14 protein-coding genes are annotated in these 14,197 nt (G+C 69.0%); 8 read left to right on the forward strand and 6 right to left on the reverse strand.

From position 1 onward, the window contains the following. Positions 1 to 88: 88 nt before the first annotated feature. Positions 89 to 1,657: an acyl-CoA carboxylase subunit beta gene (locus tag VFG33_RS16080; RefSeq protein WP_325053670.1), complete on the reverse strand. Its 1,569-nt coding sequence runs from the start codon at positions 1,655 to 1,657 to the stop codon at positions 89 to 91. 91 nt (positions 1,658 to 1,748) lie between these two features. Between VFG33_RS16080 and VFG33_RS16085 the strand changes: the two genes are divergently transcribed. After that, entirely contained in the window at positions 1,749 to 2,651 is a 903-nt protein-coding gene (locus VFG33_RS16085) for a hypothetical protein (RefSeq protein WP_325053671.1), read from the forward strand. A gap of 5 nt (positions 2,652 to 2,656) precedes the next feature. Here the strand turns inward: VFG33_RS16085 and VFG33_RS16090 are convergent, their stop codons facing one another. Then, on the reverse strand, positions 2,657 to 3,127 hold the full coding sequence (locus VFG33_RS16090) for an SCP2 sterol-binding domain-containing protein (protein WP_325053672.1): 471 nt from the start codon (positions 3,125 to 3,127) through the stop codon (positions 2,657 to 2,659). Between the two features lie 66 nt (positions 3,128 to 3,193). Here VFG33_RS16090 and VFG33_RS16095 point away from each other — a divergent pair, with 66 nt between their 5' ends. From VFG33_RS16095 to VFG33_RS16105, 3 genes are all read left to right on the forward strand, one after another. Further along, positions 3,194 to 3,832, forward strand: a complete 639-nt coding sequence (locus VFG33_RS16095; protein WP_325053673.1) for a TetR/AcrR family transcriptional regulator — start codon at positions 3,194 to 3,196, stop codon at positions 3,830 to 3,832. Between the two features lie 86 nt (positions 3,833 to 3,918). Then, on the forward strand, positions 3,919 to 6,558 hold the full coding sequence (locus VFG33_RS16100; protein ID WP_325053674.1) for a phosphoenolpyruvate carboxylase: 2,640 nt from the start codon (positions 3,919 to 3,921) through the stop codon (positions 6,556 to 6,558). Next, positions 6,558 to 7,376 (forward strand): biotin--[acetyl-CoA-carboxylase] ligase, encoded by an 819-nt coding sequence (locus tag VFG33_RS16105; RefSeq protein ID WP_325053675.1) that lies wholly within the window; start codon positions 6,558 to 6,560, stop codon positions 7,374 to 7,376. The genes VFG33_RS16100 and VFG33_RS16105 overlap by 1 nt, the downstream gene beginning before the upstream one ends. On the opposite strand, the gene VFG33_RS41275 is transcribed toward VFG33_RS16105, so the two are convergent. Together VFG33_RS41275 and VFG33_RS16110 are read right to left on the reverse strand one after the other, a co-directional pair. Further along, the gene (locus tag VFG33_RS41275; protein ID WP_414672958.1) at positions 7,366 to 7,473 is read right to left on the reverse strand and encodes an MFS transporter small subunit; all 108 of its coding nucleotides are present in this window, start codon (positions 7,471 to 7,473) and stop codon (positions 7,366 to 7,368) included. The genes VFG33_RS16105 and VFG33_RS41275 overlap by 11 nt on opposite strands. Beyond that, the gene (locus VFG33_RS16110) at positions 7,470 to 8,870 is read right to left on the reverse strand and encodes an OFA family MFS transporter (RefSeq protein ID WP_325053676.1); all 1,401 of its coding nucleotides are present in this window, start codon (positions 8,868 to 8,870) and stop codon (positions 7,470 to 7,472) included. The genes VFG33_RS41275 and VFG33_RS16110 overlap by 4 nt, the downstream gene beginning before the upstream one ends. 156 nt (positions 8,871 to 9,026) lie before the next feature. Here VFG33_RS16110 and VFG33_RS16115 point away from each other — a divergent pair, with 156 nt between their 5' ends. Then, the gene (locus tag VFG33_RS16115; protein WP_325053677.1) at positions 9,027 to 9,635 is read left to right on the forward strand and encodes a PH domain-containing protein; all 609 of its coding nucleotides are present in this window, start codon (positions 9,027 to 9,029) and stop codon (positions 9,633 to 9,635) included. Between the two features lie 63 nt (positions 9,636 to 9,698). On the opposite strand, the gene VFG33_RS16120 is transcribed toward VFG33_RS16115, so the two are convergent. Then, entirely contained in the window at positions 9,699 to 10,265 is a 567-nt protein-coding gene (locus tag VFG33_RS16120; RefSeq protein ID WP_325053678.1) for a GtrA family protein, read from the reverse strand. Positions 10,266 to 10,407: 142 nt separating this feature from the next. Between VFG33_RS16120 and VFG33_RS16125 the strand changes: the two genes are divergently transcribed. From VFG33_RS16125 to VFG33_RS16135, 3 genes are all read left to right on the forward strand, one after another. Continuing rightward, entirely contained in the window at positions 10,408 to 11,580 is a 1,173-nt protein-coding gene (locus VFG33_RS16125; protein ID WP_325053679.1) for a 5-(carboxyamino)imidazole ribonucleotide synthase, read from the forward strand. Between the two features lie 7 nt (positions 11,581 to 11,587). Beyond that, on the forward strand, positions 11,588 to 12,091 hold the full coding sequence (gene purE, locus VFG33_RS16130; protein ID WP_325053680.1) for a 5-(carboxyamino)imidazole ribonucleotide mutase: 504 nt from the start codon (positions 11,588 to 11,590) through the stop codon (positions 12,089 to 12,091). A 74-nt stretch (positions 12,092 to 12,165) separates the two neighbouring features. Then, a complete protein-coding gene (locus VFG33_RS16135) occupies positions 12,166 to 13,386 on the forward strand; it encodes an MFS transporter (protein WP_325053681.1) in 1,221 nt (406 codons plus the stop codon). A gap of 58 nt (positions 13,387 to 13,444) precedes the next feature. Here VFG33_RS16135 and VFG33_RS16140 read toward each other — a convergent pair. Then, a partial coding sequence (locus VFG33_RS16140; RefSeq protein ID WP_325053682.1) for a nucleotide sugar dehydrogenase occupies positions 13,445 to 14,197 on the reverse strand: 753 nt, incomplete at its 5' end.

Raw genomic sequence — 14,197 nt, forward strand, 5'->3', positions numbered from 1 at the left:
AGCCAGCGACTGGGCCTCCTACTGGCGCAACGTCCGCCGCCCCCTCCACCCAGGCCCCGGCCGCTGGCGCGCCAGCGCCCACCCGTAACTAGAGGGCTGCGATTGGGCCGGAGGTGCGGTGGGGTCTGCTGAGGGCGCGGATGATCTCGGAGCGGGTCTCGCTCGGCTTGATCACCGCGTCGACGTAGCCGCGCTCGGCCGCGATGTACGGATTCGCCAGGGTGTCTTCGTACTCCGTGATCAGCTGCAGCCGGGTCACCTCAGTGTCCTCACCGGCTTCGGCGGCTGCTGCCAGTTCCCGCCGGTGCAGGATGTTGACCGCACCCTGCGCACCCATCACCGCGATCTGCGCGGTCGGCCAGGCGATGTTCATGTCGGCGCCGAGGTGCTTCGACCCCATCACGTCGTACGCGCCGCCGTACGCCTTGCGGGTGATCACGGTGATCATCGGCACGGTCGCCTCGGCGTACGCGTAGATCAGTTTCGCGCCGCGGCGGATGATGCCGTTCCACTCCTGGTCGGTGCCCGGCAGGAAGCCCGGCACGTCGACGAACGTCAGGATCGGCACGTTGAACGCGTCGCAGGTCCGGACGAACCGGGCCGCCTTCTCCGAGGCGTCGATGTCGAGCGTGCCGGCGAACTGCATCGGCTGGTTCGCGACCACGCCGACCGGACGGCCCTCGACCCGGCCGAAGCCGACCAGGATGTTCGGCGCGAACAGCGCGTGGACCTCGAGGAACTCCCCGTCGTCGACGACCGCCTCGATCACCGTGTGCATGTCGTACGGCTGGTTCGGTGAGTCCGGGATCAGCGTGTCCAGCGCCAGGTCGGTCTCGGTGACCTCCAGATCGGCCGGGGAGTCGTAGACCGGCGGGTCCTCGAGGTTGTTCTGCGGGAGGTGCGAGACCAGGGCCTTGACCCAGTCGATCGCGTCCTCCTCGTCGCTGCCCAGGTAGTGGGCGTTACCGGACTTGGTGTTGTGCGTCCGGGCGCCGCCGAGCTCCTCCTGGGTGACGTCCTCGCCGGTGACGGTCTTGATCACGTCCGGCCCGGTGATGAACATGTACGACGATTCGTCCACCATCACGGTGAAGTCGGTGACGGCGGGGGAGTACACCGCACCACCGGCGCACGGGCCCATGATCAGGGAGATCTGCGGGATCACGCCCGACGCGCGGACGTTGCGGCGGAAGATCTCGCCGTACAGGCCGAGGCTCACGACGCCTTCCTGGATCCGGGCGCCGCCGGAGTCGTTGATGCCGATCAGCGGGCAGCCGATCTTCATCGCCAGGTCCATCACCTTGACGATCTTCTCGCCGAACACCTCACCCAGCGAACCGCCGAAGACGGTGAAGTCCTGTGCGAACACGCACACCTGGCGACCGTCGATGGTGCCGAAGCCGGTCACCACGCCGTCGCCGTACGGGCGGTTGGCGTCCATGCCGAAGGAGGTCGACCGGTGCCGCGCGAACTCGTCCAGCTCGGAGAACGACCCCTCGTCCAGCAGCAGCGCGATCCGCTCGCGGGCGGTCTTCTTGCCCCGCGCGTGCTGCTTCTCCACCGCTCGCTCGGACCCGGCGTGCACAGCCTCGTCCAGCCGGTGCTCCAGATCCGCGAGCTTCCCGGCGGTGGTGTGGATGTTCACGGTCTCTCCCATAAGCGCGCAGCCTAACTTCCCCGGCCACTGAGCGTGCTGTGACATCCGCCGCAGGGTCACGTCTGAACCCGCCGGCCGGTACCTTCTCCGCGTGGCCGACGCCGATGTCGACGAACTCATCCGTACCATCCACCGTCTGGTCGTCGAGGACACCGACGGCTGGTCCCCGGTCCGACTGCCGAACATCTCGAGCGGCGTCCGGAGGCTGATCGAGCCGCTGGCCGTCAACCGCGACATTCCCGCCAGACTCGCGCCCGGCCCCGCGGCCGAGGACCAGCGCCCGCTCATCCGGCGCGGAATGACCGCGCTGGTGGAGGAATGCGCGACCAACCTGGAGGCGGACGGGCAGCACCCCGGCGGGAGGGAATCCGCCATCCTGTCGATGTCCGTCAACGGTGCCTACGCGGAGCAGGCGATGCCGCGACTCCTGCAGAAGCTCCTCCCCGAAGGTGGGGCGGAGCAGCTCGGCCATGCGCCGGAGCCGCCGATGGTCGGTGACGGGGCCGCGGCGCGATCGCTGGCCGTCAGCATCAGTGCGAGGACAGGCCGCGGCGAGGGCGACGTACTGCGCACTCTGGCGGGCGCCGGCTGGGGCGGGGCCGGTCCGGTCGCTGCCGACATGCTGGTGAGGGCAGCGATGGGTTCCACGGCTCTGTCGCCGAAGGACCAGGAGGCGGTCACCGAACTGGTGGCGGGACGCCTGGAGAAGGCCTTCGCGGACAGAGGTCCGGGCCGCGACGAGTGGGACGCCCGAGGGGAGCGGCGGGACTCCATCGACAGAGGGGCTGACGCGGTCGAGGTAGCCAGCGTGACGGCGGAGCAGGAGGTCCAGCGCTGCCGGGCCCGCGCCGGAGCCTCGGTGGCGCACATCCTCGACCCGCAGCTCTCGCCGACGCCCGGTAGTCAGGGAGCTAACGCGCCACAGACGGCTGAGCAGCCCGCGAGACCCGCCGGTCCCCGAGGAGCCGGACCTCCTGAGCGGAACGAGCGTTGAGGTGCTCAGTGTGGGCCGACGGCGAAGAGTTTGGTGAGGCGGGCGGCGAGGGCTAGGTCGCCGCGGACCGACAGGCGTTGTTTCAGGACCGCGGTGACGGGGTCCTCGTTGCCGGTGACGATCTTCAGCAGGGTGGCCGCGTCGGTGCGGACCGAGATGGCCGGCGGTTCCGCGTGGTCCGTCAGCAACCGGCAGCGGCCGTCACTGACCCTGATCCGGTACTCGTCCACGCCACCGCCGCCCGCCCCGGTGATCTGCCAGGCGACGACGGCGTCGAACCCCTCGGCCCTCGCGGGGCGGAGGTACTCCGGCATCCGGCGAAAGATCTCGCGCAACGCGACCTCTCGCACTCCCCCGATGAGCCGATGCCGGAGCTCTCGCTCCGAGGTCCGGTCGACCAGCCGGGCCAGTTCGAGCAGATCCAGAGCGGCCAGGTCGTCCGTTTCGAGCCAGCGGGCGCTGCCACGCTCGGCCATTCGGTGACCTCCCGGGCAGTTCCTACCAGACCGTAGGAATTTCCTACGACCTGGTAGGTTTGTCAAGTGGTCAGCCCCGAAGACGCGGTTGCGGAACCTCGCCGCCGAGCCGCGCACCTGGGTCCGGAGCGCCGCCGCCCGATGATCCTGGACGCCGCTCTCGAGGTGTTCTCCGAGCGCGGCTATGCCGGTACGACGATGCAGTCCGTGGCGGAGGCGGCCGGCGTCACGAAGCCGGTGATCTACGCCTCCTTCGCGAACCGCGACGACTTGTTGCTGGCGTTGCTGGGCCGCGAGGAGCAGCACCTGGTGCTCTCGATCATGGCCGCGCTGCCGGCCGAGCCGACCGTCGGGACGCCCGAGGAGCACGTACTCGACGGCCTGACCGCGTTCCTGGAGACCGCCGCGAAGTCACCGATGTCGTGGCGGATCGTCTTCGGCGCGCAGTACGGCGCCGCGCCGGTGGTGGCCGACCGCGTCCGGGCGGCGCGGGCGTTTCTGGTCGAGGGCCTCCGGCTGACCCTTGTGCAATCGTTGCCCGGTGTCACCGATCCGGACGCGAACCTGCCGGTGCTGGCCGAGATGCTGGCCTCGATGACCGAGAGCTGCGCCCGGATGCTGGTGGTCGACGGCACCGAACGGACCCCGGCCGAGCTGGCCAAGGTGGTCTCCCAGCTCGTCGGCGGAGGCTTCGGCGCCGTCTGAGCGGCACCTGAACAGCCGGTCACGATCTGCTTCCACAGGGCGGACCATGAGGCGAGACTGGGCGGCCACGGATATCGTGGGCGAACGTGACCGAGACCGGCAGTCAGGCGAACGCCCGCACCCGCACCCGCGCACGTTTCGAAGTCCCCGAGGAACTGCGTGCCGACGTGCGCCTGCTCGGCGAGATCCTGGGCCGCGTTCTGGTCGAGTACGCCGGTCAGCCGCTCCTGGACGACGTCGAGAAGCTGCGCGAACTGACCATCGCGGGCGACGGTGCCGCCGCCGAGCACCTGGTCGCCTCCTGGCCGCATGAACGCGCCGAGGACGTCGCCCGGGCCTTCACCTGCTACTTCCACCTGACCAACCTCAGCGAGGAACTGCATCGCGCCCGGGTACTGCGTGAGCGCGACCGGACCAGCGACGCTCCGGCGGTGTCGGAGCTCGCCCAGGCGGTCGAGCAGATCTCCGCCGACAGCGGGGAACAGCAGGCCCGGGCCCTGCTCAACGGGCTGGAGTTCCGCCCGGTCCTGACCGCGCATCCCACCGAGGCCCGGCGTCGCGCCGTACTGGCGACCATCCGGCGGATCTCGACGCTGTTGGAGGAGCGGAGCGACCCGCGGGCCGGTGACGCCGAGCTGGCGGAGAACAGACGGCGGCTGGTCGAGCAGGTCGACATCCTCTGGCGTACGTCGCAGCTGCGGACCAGCCGGCCGACCCCGCTGGACGAGGTCCGGTCGGCGATGGCGGTGTTCGAAGAGGTGCTGTTCGACGTCGTCGGCAACGTCTACCGGCGGCTGGACGACGCGCTGGCCGGGGAGGCCGCCGGCACCAAGCAGCCGGTGGTGGCGCCGTTCGTGCGGCTGGGTTCGTGGATCGGCGGCGACCGCGACGGCAACCCGAACGTGACCGCCGCGATCACCCGCGAGGCCATGCAGATCCAGGCCGACCACGTACTGCGTGCGCTCGAGCAGGCGACTGATCAGCTCGGCCGGGCGCTGACCCTGGACGCGGCGACAACCCCGCCTTCGGCGCCCGTACGGCGGATCCTGGAGGACGCCCGGGCGGTCAACCCCGAGCTGATCGCGGACATCGAGACCAGGTCGCCCGCCGAGCCGCACCGGCAGCTCCTGCTACTCGCAGCGCGACGCCTGGCTGCCACCCGCGCCCGGGATGCTGACTTCGGCTATCCCCGCGCCGGCGACTTCCTGCATGAGCTCAAGGTGCTGCAGGACTCCCTGGTTTCCGCGGGCGCACCGCGGCAGGCGTACGGCGAACTGCAGCAGCTGATCTGGCAGGTGAGCTCGTTCGGGTTCCACCTGGCCGAGCTGGAGGTCCGGCAGCACTCGTCAGTGCACGCGAAGGCACTCGAAGAGGTGCTGAGCGGTGGCGAGCTCTCCGACCAGACAGAGGAAGTCCTGGCCACGCTGCGCGTGATCGGCCAGATCCAGCAGCGCTTCGGTCCGGAGGCATGCCGCCGGTACGTCGTGTCGTTCACCCGTAACGCCGGGGACCTCGCAGCCGTCTACGAGCTGGCCGACGCCGCCCTTGACGGCCGGCAGATCGAGCTGGACGTAGTGCCGCTGTTCGAGACCGGCGAGGACCTGCAGAACTCTGTGGAGGTGCTGGACAACGCGATCCAGCTCACCCGGGTCCGGCACCGCCTCACCGCCAATGATCGGCGCTTCGAGGTCATGCTGGGCTACTCGGACTCGGCCAAGGACGTCGGCCCGGTCTCGGCCACGCTGGCCCTGTACGACGCGCAGGCGCGGATCACCGCTTGGGCCCAGCGCAATGCGGTTCGGTTGACCCTCTTCCACGGTCGCGGTGGTGCTCTCGGCCGTGGCGGTGGCCCGGCGAACCGCGCAGTACTGGCTCAGGCGCCTGGGTCGGTGGGTGGGCGCTTCAAGCTCACTGAGCAGGGTGAGGCGATCCCGGCCCGGTATGGCAACGCGGCGATCGCCCAGCGCCACATCGAGCAGGTGACGGCCGCGACCTTGCTGGCCTCGACTCCGGCCGTCGAGGAGCGTGCAGCCGTTGCCGCGGAGCGTTTCGCTGTCGTGGAGAAGACCCTGGACGAAGCCGCCCGTACTGCGTACCACCGGCTCGTCAGGGCAGACGGCTTCGCGGAGTGGTTCGGCCGGGTGACTCCGCTGGAGGAGCTGGGGCAGTTGCCGCTCGGGTCCCGCCCCGCGCGCCGCGGTGTCGCGGTGTCGTCGCTGGAAGACCTGCGGGCGATCCCGTGGGTGTTCGCCTGGTCCCAGGCCCGGGTGAACGCGCCGGGCTGGTACGGCCTGGGGTCGGCGCTGGCCGCGGTGGGCGATGTCGCAGTACTGCAGGATGCGAACAAGAACTGGCCGCTGTTCCAGGTGATGCTGGAGAACGCGGAGATGTCGCTGGCCAAGACGGACCGGCGCATCCTCGGGCGGTACCTGGAGCTCGGGAGCCGGCCGGACCTGACACAGCTGATGCTGGACGAGCACGCGCTGACCACGCACTGGGTGCTGGCGGTGCTCGGCGGGGACCGGCTGCTGAGTGGCCGCCGGGTGCTGGGACGGGCCGTCGAGTTGCGGAATCCCTATGTGGATGCGCTGAGCTACCTGCAACTGCGAGCCCTGCGGACACTTCGTACCGATGACTCGCTGGACGAGCAGCAGATCGTCCGGACCCGCCGGTTGCTGTTGCTCACCGTGTCGGGAGTTGCCGCCGGTCTGCAGAACACCGGCTGATGTTCGACGATCTCGACCGGCCGCCGCTCGACGCTGCGTTCCTGCGGGGCCGCCTGGTGAAACCCGGTGCGCTGTGGACCCAGATCGACGTACTGACGGAGACAGAGTCGACCAACGCGGTAGTGGCCGATGCAGCGCGTGCTGGGGCCGCTGAAGGCCTTGTGGTGGCCGCGGAGTACCAGTCGTCGGGACGTGGACGGCTGGGGCGCACGTGGACCACTCCGGCTCGCTCGGCGCTACTGATGTCGGCTCTGCTGCGCCCAGTCCGGGTTCCGGCTATCCGGTGGCCCTGGTTGGGTCTCCTGGTGCCCCTGGCCGTTGCCTCGGCCGTACGCCGCGTCGGGGAGATCCCGGCGCAGGTGAAATGGCCCAACGACGTACTGGTGGACGACCGGAAGCTAGCCGGGATCTTGCTGGAGCGGGTTGATACCGCCGACGGGCCGGCGGCTGTCTTGGGGATCGGGCTCAACGTCACCCTGCGCCAGGATGAGCGACCACATCCGGCTGCGACGTCGTTGCTGCTCGAGGTCGCTCTCACCACGGACAGGGCCACGATGATGGCTGCCGTTCTCCGGGAGTTGGCTACGCGCTACCAGGCCTGGGTGGACGCCGACGGCGACCCCGCGGTGATCCTGCCGGACTACCGCGAACTCTCCGCCACCCTCGGGCGATCCGTACGGGTCGAACTCCCGGACGGAACGTTCCTGGAGGGCACCGCCACCGACCTCGACACTGACGGCCGGCTGATAGTCGACACCGCCGACGGCCCGCGTCCGCTGGCCGCCGGCGACGTGACCCATCTACGCACTAATTCGTGAAGAGTTTCGCGGCCGTGATGAGGGTCTGGACGATGCCGTAGCCGAGCAGGGCGGCGACCAGCAGCCAGGAGACGACAAGGCGGGGTGTCTGATTCATTTCGTTGCCTCCGCTGCTGTCGTGGTGGCGGCCTGTTCGTGGAACCGATTCGCGACCGGGCGGATCAGCAGGTTAGCGACGAAGCCGATCGCCAGCACGCCGACCATGGTGAACAGCGCCGGGCGATACGCCTCGGCCGTCAGCGTGCCCGGTTTCCCTTCCCGGTCGAGGAATCCGTTGATGATCAGGGGTCCGGCGACCCCGGCGACCGACCACGCGGTCAGCAGCCGGCCGTGGATCGCGCCGACCTGGTAGGTCCCGAAGAGATCCCGCAGGTACGCCGGGACGGTGGCGAAACCGCCGCCGTAGAAGGACAGGATCACCGCGGCGAGCAGGACGAAGATCGCCGTGCTGTTGTGGCCGACCGTGGCCAGCAGGAAGTAGGCGACGATGCCGACCCCGAGGTACATCGCGTAGATGGGCTTGCGGCCGATCACGTCCGACGTCGACGACCAGACGAACCGCCCGGCCATGTTGAAGATCGACAGCAACCCGACGAAGCCGGCAGCCGCCGCGACCGCGACCGTGGACTTGCCGTCCGCACCGCGGAAGAAGTCCTGGATCATCGGGCTGGCCTGCTCCAGGATGCCGATGCCCGCGGTGACGTTGCAGAGCAGTACCACCCACAAGCACCAGAATTGCGGCGTCTTGATCGCGTTCGCGGCCGACACGTTCGCGGTGGTGACGAGGGCCTTCGCCTTCACCTGCGAGGGATCGAACCCGGCCGGCTTCCAGCCGTCGGCGGGGACCCGGATGTTGAACACCCCGAACATCATGATGATGAAGTAGGCGATCCCGAGGGTGAGGAACAACGCGACCAGGGCACCGCCACCGGCCACGGAGGTGGAGACGTTCGGGTCGTAGCCGTCGTCGTACAGGGACAGCAGTTGGCGCGATGCCGGGCTGGCGACGAGGGCACCGCCGCCGAAGCCCATGATCGCCAGGCCGGTGGCCAGTCCCGGCCGGTCCGGGAACCACTTGATCAGCGTCGAGACCGGCGAGATGTAGCCGATGCCGAGCCCGATGCCGCCGATGAAGCCATAGCCGAGATAGACCAGCCAGAGTTGGCCGGTACCGATGCCGAGGGCACCGACCAGGAAGCCGGAGGCCCAGAAGCAGGCGCTGACGAACATCGCCTTGCGCGGGCCGTTGCGTTCCACCCAGGTGCCGCCGATCGCGGCGGACAGTCCCAGCATCACGATCGCGATGCTGAAGATCACCCCGATCGCGGTCTGACTGGTGTCGAAATGCTTGATCAGCGACGTCTTGTAGACGCTGGTCGCGTACGCCTGCCCGATACACAGGTGGACTGCCAGAGCGGCCGGCGGGATCAGCCAGCGGCTGTAGCCCGGCGGCGCGATGGTGTGCTCCCGATCGAGTACCGACAAGATGCCCATCACGGCTCCCTCTTCGCCTAGCCCCCAGTGACGACGATGTCACCCCCCGCGCATCCTGGCGGACAGTATCCAGTTTGTACAGCATTAAACCGGTGCACGATCAGGCACACGTGTCGAGCCGCGACAAGCGGCCCTGCGAACTGTGACACTGGGGCCATGGCGATCTCGGCGAAATTGTTGGGTGAGGACGAATACATCGTCGTCAGCACCCGGACGCACTGGAAGGCGCTCATCTTCCCCGTCTTCCTGCTGCTCGTGGTGGCGGCCGGCGGCGGGTTCCTGGCCGCGGTGGTACCGGACGGCAGCCTGCAGACCCCGGCCCGGATCGCGATCGGGGTGGTCGGGATCGGCGTCCTGCTGGTGTTCGGCGCGAAACCGTTCCTGAACTGGTTCTTCTCGTCCTACACGCTGACGAACCGGCGGCTGATCACCCGGCACGGGATCCTGACCCGGACCGGGCGGGACATCCCGCTGATGCGGATCAACGACGTGTCCTACGAGCACGGCCTGATCGACCGGGTCCTCGGCTGCGGCACACTGGCGATCGAGTCCGCCGGCGAGCGCGGTCAGGTGATCCTGCCGGACGTCCCGCACGTCGAGCACATGCACCTGCAGATGTCCGACCTGCTCTTCGGCGGCCCCGAGGGCAAGCCCGGCGACGGCATCCTGGACGACGAAGCCCCACCCGAGCACCAACGCCGCCGCCCGGCCCCCGAGCCCGACGCCGAAACCCTCTTCAGCTCAGACGACAACGACCGCCGCTGAAACGACCGAACGGCGCCGCCCCGGCTCGGGGCGGCGCCGCCTGCTTGTCAGGAACCGCGTGACTCAGCGGATGGCGGGGAGGTCGCCGGTGGATTCGGCGTCGAGTTCGGCGGGGGAGTCCGGGGCCTTGGGGTGGTGCTCGGCCTCGTCGAGGGCGAGCTCGTCGCGGAAGACCCACTTGCGGTAGGACCAGAAACGGAACAAGGTGCCGAGGCCCAGGCCGATCACGTTGGTGGCGATGTTGTCGGCCACCGGGCCGTGCAGATTCAGGAGGTACCGGGAGATGCCCAGGCAGCCGACCGCGATCAGCATGCCGATGCCGTTCAGCACGAAGAAGAGCACGTACTCGCGGTGCAGGCCGCTGCGCTCACGGTGCCGCCAGGTCCAGTGCCGGTTGCCCAGGTACGTCGCGATGGTGGCGATCGAGACCGAGATGACCTTCGCGGTCAGCGGTCTGTCGTGCAGCATGCCGTTACCGTGCTCACCGAAGATCACGAGTGGGCGGTCGAACACCAGCCAGTTGTAGATCGGCAGGTCGACGACCATGCCGAGCAGACCGACCAGCCCGAACTTGGCCACTTCGTGCACCAGGTGCTCGACCTGGCGGTACAGCGTGGTGACGATCTTCAACGGACCGGAGGACTCTCTGTGAACACGGACGACTGGTCAGGGGCTCTCCACCGTACCCGGCGACAGGTCTGAGACGAAAATCCCCCGCGTGCCGTCTGGCCCCCCGGCGCCGGCATGTTGTAAGCACATTAGGCTCCGGCGTGTGAAGTTCGAGCGCAAAGATCTGCCGGTAGGGACGCCCGTGGTGGGCATGGTCGGGGGCGGCCAGCTGGCCAGGATGACGCAGGAAGCGGCCATCGCGCTGGGCATCCAGCTGCGGGTGCTCGCGGAGGGCCCGGCCGTCTCAGCGGCCCAGGCAGTCGCCGACGCCCCCGTGGGCGACTACCGCGACCCCGAGACCGTACGACGCTTCGCCGCCGAGGCCGATGTGGTCACCTTCGACCACGAGCACGTACCGACCGACCTGCTGCGCCAACTGGAGTCCGACGGTGTCAAGGTCCGGCCTGGCCCCGACGCCCTCGTGCACGCCCAGGACAAGGCCGTCATGCGGCAGCGGCTGGACACCATCGACGCTCCGTCGCCGGCTCATCAGGTGGTCGCCACCCCGGAAGACGTCACAGACTTCGCCAAGCGCACGAACGGCTTCCCGATCATCCTGAAGACCACTCGAGGCGGCTACGACGGCAAGGGCGTCTGGGTGGCCGAAGGGCCCGACGACCCGGCGGTCGCCGTGGCCTTCAGCGCCGGTGTCCCGATCCTGGCCGAGGAGAAGGTGGACTTCGTCCGTGAGCTGTCCGCGATCGTGGCGCGCAGCCCGCACGGCCAGGCTGTCGCCTATCCGATCGTGGAGTCCGTGCAGCGGGACGGGATCTGTGTCGAGGTGACCGCGCCGGCGCCGGACCTGGCCCCCGAGAAGGCGGTTCAGGCCCAGCAGACGGCCCTCAGGATCGCCGGCGAACTGGGCGTGGTGGGCATCCTCGCGGTCGAGATGTTCGAGGCGCGTGACGGCCGGTTGCTGGTGAACGAGTTGGCGATGCGGCCACACAACACCGGGCACTGGTCGATCGAAGGCGCTGTCACGAGTCAGTTCGAGAACCACCTGCGCGCAGTACTGGATCTTCCGCTCGGATCACCGGCCGCGCGGGCGCCGTACACGGTGATGGTGAACGTCCTCGGTGGTGATGTCGAGGACATGCATCTCGGCCTGCTGCACTGCATGGCAAGGGACCCTGGGCTGAAGGTTCATTTCTACGGGAAGTCCGTGAAGCCCGGGCGCAAGGTCGGGCACGTGACGGCCTACGGTGACGATCTCGAGGAGGTCCGCGAGCGCGCCCGGCATGCGGCGGCGTACCTGACCGGCACGATCGACGAATGAGGGCAGCATGAGCGTGGGAATCGTGATGGGCTCGGATTCCGACTGGCCGGCCATGAAGGCCGCGGCCGAGGTCTGTGTCGAGTTCGAGGTGCCTTTTGAGGCAGATGTGATCTCGGCCCACCGGATGCCGGTGGAGATGATCGACTACGGGCGGTCAGCGCACGAGCGAGGGCTGAAGGTGCTGATCGCCGGGGCCGGTGGCGCCGCGCATCTGCCGGGCATGCTCGCCGCGGTGACGCCGTTGCCGGTGATCGGGGTGCCGGTGCCGCTGAAGTACCTCGACGGGATGGACTCGTTGTTGTCCATCGTGCAAATGCCTGCCGGGGTTCCGGTCGCCACTGTGTCGATCGGGAACTCCAAGAACGCGGGGTTGCTCGCCGTCCGGATTCTGGCGGCGTACGACGAGAAGCTGCGCGACCGGATGCTCGCCTATCAGGATGCCCTGGGCGAGTTGGCCCGGGCCAAGGGCAGCACTGTCCGTGACGGCGCGGCAGAGCTGCGTAAAGGCTGACCCGCGTCGGTTTTCCACCACCCTGGGGCGGGTAGCCGTGAGTTCCCACCCAATGTCGTCTAAGGTCGTCGATCGTGACTCCGCCCGCTGAACCGGATACGCAGCGCATCCCGGTCCGTTATTGGATCTGGCTCTTCGGCGCCGCTGTGTCCCTCCTCGGCGACCTGACGATGACGTTCGCGATCGGCTGGTCCGCCAGCCAGCACGGTGGCCGGACCGCCGGACTGGTACTCCTCCTGGCCGCGGCACCGAGGGCCGCGCTGTTGTTGATCGGTGGTGCCGTCGGCGACCGCTTCGGCGCGCCCAAGGTGCTGCTGGCCAGCTGTACGGCGATGTTCGTGGTCACCACGACCCTGGTGCCCGTCACCCTCGCGATCGATGAGCCGGTCACACTGCTGCTCGTCACCGCGCTCGTCGTCGGCGTGATCGACGCGTTCTTCCTGCCCTCGTCCCGCTCGATGCCGCGCCTGCTGGTTCCGCCGGAGCAGGTGCCGCGCGCACTCGCCAGCTTCCAGGTCACCGGTGTGGTCTTCGCGGTCAGCGGTACCGCGGTCGGCGGCGTACTGGTGAACTGGGCCGGACTGACGGCGGCGGCGGGGTTCGACGCGCTGACGTTCGCGGTGATGATCGGCGTCCTGCTGGCGTTGCGAGGCACCACGGAACCGCACGGCAAGATCACGACGGGGATGTTCCGGTCGATCGCGGACGGCGTACGGATGGCCTTCAGCCGGCCGCTGACCCGGGCTCTGCTGATCACGATGACCCTGGCCGCCGGGCTGCTGATGCCGATGGACGCGCTGCTGCTTCCGTTGCTGGCAAGGGATCACGAGTGGGACGCGGCGACCGCGGGGCTGCTGATCGCCAGCCGGAGCCTAGGGGTGGGCGTGATCGCGCTGCGGATCCTTACCCGTGGCGCGTTCAAGCGACCCGGCCTGGTCGCCGCACTCGGGCTACTGCTGGCAGGAGTCGGCGTACTGGGGTTGTCCTCGTTGGATCCACTGCCGCTGACCATCGCGGCCGCGGTGGTCAGCGGGATCGGCGTCGGCACCTTCACCGGGCACGTGCTCCCGCTGCTGATGAACTCGGTCGAGCGTGAGTACCAGTCGCGGCTGCAGTCGGTCGTGGTGCTGTGTCAGAGCCTCGCGCTGGTCGTGATGAACCCGGTGCTCGGCTCCCTCTCGGACCTGAACGGCGTGGGCATCACCGGCGTCTGCCTCGGCATCTCGATCTGCTCGATCATCCTCGGCGCCGTAGCCCTCACCCGCCCCGTCCTCCGCAACGCCACCGTCATCTGAAGGCTTACGTCCGAAGAACCGAGGGGCAGGCCCTCCAGTTCTTCGGACGTAATGGGTTCTAAGGCTTGCCGGGGGCTCGGTAGAGCCAGCCGGCGGCGCGCCATTTGGTGGCGTCGAGGGAGAGGCGGGCGTCGACGATCACCGGGTTCTCCACTGCGCCGCGGAGTGCGGCCGGGTCGAGTTCGCGGAACTCGGGCCACTCGGTGAGGTGCAGGACCAGGTGAGCGCCCTCGCAGGCCTCAGCCGCCGACGCGGCGTACCGGAGGGTCGGCCGGACGCGCCGGGCGTTCTCCATCGCCTCCGGGTCGAACACGGTGACGGTCGCGCCGTGCAACTGGATCCGGCCGGCCACGTCGAGTGCGGGCGAGTCGCGGACGTCATCGGTGCCGGCCTTGAATGCGGCGCCGAGCACGGTGACGTTGCGACCGACCCACTCGGCTCCGAGCAGTTCGTGCGTGACATCCACGATCCGCGCGCGGCGGTGCTGGTTGATGTCGTCGACCTCGCGGAGCAGCGTGATGACCTCTTCCACGCCGAGCTCGCCGGCCCGTGCCATGAACGAGCGCAGATCCTTCGGTAGACAGCCGCCGCCGTAGCCGGGCCCGGCGTTGAGCATGCCGCGGCCGATCCGCTTGTCGTGACCGAGCGCGTCCGCGAGCTGGGTGACGTCCGCGCCGCTCGCGTCGCACATCTCCGCGAGGGCGTTGATGAACGAGATCTTCGTTGCCAGGAAGGCGTTCGCGCCACCCTTGACCAGCTCGGCGGTCGGCAGGTTGCAGACCACGACCGGGCTGCCCTCGGCGATCGGGGT

The sequence above is a fragment of the Kribbella sp. genome (genome assembly GCF_035687465.1).
In the GTDB taxonomy this organism is placed as follows: domain Bacteria; phylum Actinomycetota; class Actinomycetes; order Propionibacteriales; family Kribbellaceae; genus Kribbella.

Excerpts from the sequence above, each read along its gene's own strand:
- VFG33_RS16080 (WP_325053670.1), bottom strand. The coding sequence starts at position 1,657 with ATGGGAGAGACCGTGAACATCCACACCACCGCCGGGAAGCTCGCGGAT.
- VFG33_RS16090 (WP_325053672.1), bottom strand. The coding sequence starts at position 3,127 with ATGGCCGAGCGTGGCAGCGCCCGCTGGCTCGAAACGGACGACCTGGCC.
- VFG33_RS16105 (WP_325053675.1), top strand. The coding sequence starts at position 6,558 with ATGTTCGACGATCTCGACCGGCCGCCGCTCGACGCTGCGTTCCTGCGG.
- VFG33_RS41275 (WP_414672958.1), bottom strand. The coding sequence starts at position 7,473 with ATGAATCAGACACCCCGCCTTGTCGTCTCCTGGCTGCTGGTCGCCGCC.
- VFG33_RS16110 (WP_325053676.1), bottom strand. The coding sequence starts at position 8,870 with ATGGGCATCTTGTCGGTACTCGATCGGGAGCACACCATCGCGCCGCCG.
- VFG33_RS16115 (WP_325053677.1), top strand. The coding sequence starts at position 9,027 with ATGGCGATCTCGGCGAAATTGTTGGGTGAGGACGAATACATCGTCGTC.
- purE (WP_325053680.1), top strand. The coding sequence starts at position 11,588 with ATGAGCGTGGGAATCGTGATGGGCTCGGATTCCGACTGGCCGGCCATG.